The 2,956-nt window shown below is 72.9% G+C and carries 3 protein-coding genes; all 3 read left to right on the plus strand.

From position 1 onward, the window contains the following. Positions 1–347 precede the first annotated feature (347 nt). Positions 348–1,295, plus strand: a complete 948-nt coding sequence (gene lpxC / locus L2I40_RS21290) for a UDP-3-O-acyl-N-acetylglucosamine deacetylase (RefSeq protein ID WP_237217206.1) — start codon at positions 348–350, stop codon at positions 1,293–1,295. A 43-nt stretch (positions 1,296–1,338) separates the two neighbouring features. Beyond that, positions 1,339–2,199 (plus strand): outer membrane protein assembly factor BamD, encoded by an 861-nt coding sequence (locus L2I40_RS21295; RefSeq protein ID WP_308116442.1) that lies wholly within the window; start codon positions 1,339–1,341, stop codon positions 2,197–2,199. Positions 2,200–2,218: 19 nt separating this feature from the next. Beyond that, a partial coding sequence (locus tag L2I40_RS21300; protein WP_237217207.1) for an AAA family ATPase occupies positions 2,219–2,956 on the plus strand: 738 nt, incomplete at its 3' end.

Genomic DNA, 2,956 nt, shown 5'->3' on the forward strand with positions numbered 1-2,956 from the left:
AGCCGGCGCCGATCCGGGTCGAGCCGGCCGCCGCGCCCGCGCCGCGGGCAGCGCGCCCGGGCTCGCAAGAGGAGATGGGACTCGACATCCCGACCTTCCTGCGGCGGCAGAGCAATTGAGGCGAAATCTGGGCAATTGTGCGCCGCGAAAAGTCAGCGAAATCAATAGGTTCTGACGTAATATAGCGAAACAACGCTTGAATGGCGCCCCAGGGCCGGGAGTGGCATCTCCCCCCTGGGGCGTCGCGTTTTTCGGCGCTCCGAACCGGGTGCCGGGCCGTTCTTCGGTGGCACGGCATGTGCAGGGGCGAGCCGCCCCGGCCGACGGTGCAACGCAGCGGAGCGATGATGGACGGCTTCTTCCAGACGGGCACGACGGGCAGGCGGACGCTGAAGACGGCGATCGGCTGCGTCGGCGTGGGCCTGCACAGCGGCCGCCGAGTCTCCCTGACGCTGCGCCCGGCCGCCGCAGGCACCGGTATCGTCTTCGTCCGCACCGACCTCGGGATCGAGATCCCGGCGCGCTTCGACCGCGTGGTCGACACCCGCCTCTGCACCGCGCTGGTCGCCGAGGACGCGCCGCATGCGCGCATCGGCACCGTGGAGCATGTGATGGCCGCGCTCGCCGGCACCGGCGTGACCGACGCCTATGTCGAGCTCGACGGGCCGGAGGTGCCGATCCTCGACGGCTCCGCCGCGCCCTTCGTCTTCCTGATCGACTGCGCCGGCACGACCGCGCTGCCTGGCGCTGCCCCGGTGCTCGAGGTCCTGAAGCGCGTGCGCGTCGAGGATGGGGAGGCCTTTGCCGAGCTCCAGCCGGGCCGCGATTCGGGCTTCGAGGCCACGCTCGCGATCGACTTCCCCGCCACCGCCATCGGGCGGCAGGCGCTCTCGCTGCGCATCACGCCGGCCAGCTTCCGCGCCCAGCTTGCGGAAGCGCGCACCTTCACCCTGGCCGAGGAGATCTCACGGCTGCGCGCCGCCGGGCTCGCCCAGGGCGGCAGCCTGGCCAATGCGATCGTGGTGGACGGCCCGCTGGTGCTGAACCCGGGCGGCCTGCGGCGCCCGGACGAGTTCGTCCGGCACAAGCTGCTCGACGTGGTCGGCGACCTGGCCCTGGCGGGGGCGGCGATCACCGGCCGTTTCAGCGGCCAGCGCTCCGGCCACGCGCTGAACAACCGCCTGCTGCGCGCGCTCTTCGCCGACCGCAACGCCTGGCGGATGGCGGATGGCGAGGTGCCGGCGGACGGCGCCACGGTGCGGCTGCCCGCCGCGGCCGCGCCGGCGATGGCCTGACCCGCCCTCCCCCACCGCGGCGGCGCCGTGGTATAGCGCGACCATGCGCCTGACCGTGCCCCTCATCCGTCATGTTCCCCTGCTGCTGCTCCTTGCCCTGCCGCTCGCCGCATGCGGGACGGCCTGGGACGGTCGCAGCACGAGCCTCGGCGCCCAGCGCGCGCAGGTCGACAACTCGCCGGAGGGTCTCTACGCGGCCGGCATGGAGGCGCTGGAGCGCCAGCAATTCGCCCGCGCCGTCGAGCTGTTCGACACGCTGGAGCGCGAGCATCCACAGTCGACCTTCGCGACCAATGCGCGGCTCATGTCCGCCTATGGCGAGTACATGCGCAACCGCTACACCGAGGCGATCGGCGCGCTGGACCGCTTCATCCAGCTGAATCCGTCGCACCGCGACATCGCCTATGCGCACTACCTGCGCGCGCTCAGCCTCTACGAGCAGATCAACGACAGCGAGCGCGACCAGCGCGCCACCGAGCAGGCCATGGCGGCGCTGCAGGAGGTCGCGAACCGCTTCCCCAACACGCCCTATGCGCGCGACGCGCGGCTGAAGATGGACCTCGCGCGCGACCATCTCGCCAGCCGCGAGATGGTGGTCGGTCGCTTCTACCAGAACCGCCGCCTCTACGGCGCCGCCATCGGCCGCTTCCGCCGCGTGGTGGAGGAGTACCAGACCACCAACCACGTGCCCGAGGCGCTGCACCGCCTGACCGAGGCCTATCTTGCGCTCGGCCTGGTGGACGAGGCGCGGCGCACCGCCTCCGTGCTCGGCCACAACTACCCGGGCAGCCCCTGGTACCAGGACAGCTACGCGCTGCTGGTCGACGGTGCACAGCCGGCTGAGGAGCACAGGCCCGGCTTCTTCAGTCGCAGCCTCAGCGCCGTCACCTTCGGCCTGTTCTGACGCGCGGCGGACCCGCCGCATGCTGACCTCGCTCGCCATCCGGGACGTGGTGCTGATCGAGCGCCTCGACCTCGGCTTCGGGCCGGGGCTGACCGTGCTCACCGGCGAGACCGGCGCCGGCAAGTCGATCCTGCTCGACAGCCTCGGGCTTGCGCTCGGCGCGCGCGCCGACAGCGGACTGGTGCGCGCCGGGCAGCAGCAGGCGAGCGTCGCCGCCGCCTTCGCCCTGCCCGACGAGCATCCGGCCCGCGCCATGCTGACCGACCAAGGCATCGACGCCGAGGACGAACTGGTGCTGCGCCGCGTCGTCACCGCCGACGGGCGCTCCCGCGCCTTCGCCAACGACCAGCCGGTCGGCCTCGCGCTCTTGAGGCGCCTTGGCGCGCTGCTGGTCGAGGTGCAGGGCCAGCACGAACAGGTGGGGCTCGCCGATCCCGCGGCCCATGCCGGGCTGCTGGACGCCGCCGGCGCGCTCGAGAAGCTGCGAGCCGAGGTCGCGGAGGCGCATCGCGCCTGGCGCGACGCGGAACGGACCCTGGCCACGGCGCGCGAGGAGATCGCCGCGGCGCAGCGCGACGAGGAGTTCCTGCGCCACGCCGTGGCCGAGCTGCAGGAGCTCGCGCCCGCCGAGGGCGAGGAGGACGAGCTGGCGGCGGAGCGGCAGAAGCTGCAGCAGGGCGAGCGGCGCGGCGAGGCGATCGCCGAGGCGATCGCCGCACTCGCCCCGCGCGACCGGCGCGCCGCCAATCCGGCCACC

Source organism: Falsiroseomonas oryziterrae, from assembly GCF_021864505.1.
Taxonomy (GTDB): domain Bacteria; phylum Pseudomonadota; class Alphaproteobacteria; order Acetobacterales; family Acetobacteraceae; genus Falsiroseomonas; species Falsiroseomonas oryziterrae.

Excerpts from the sequence above, each read along its gene's own strand:
- lpxC (WP_237217206.1), top strand. The coding sequence starts at position 348 with ATGGACGGCTTCTTCCAGACGGGCACGACGGGCAGGCGGACGCTGAAG.
- L2I40_RS21295 (WP_308116442.1), top strand. The coding sequence starts at position 1,339 with ATGCGCCTGACCGTGCCCCTCATCCGTCATGTTCCCCTGCTGCTGCTC.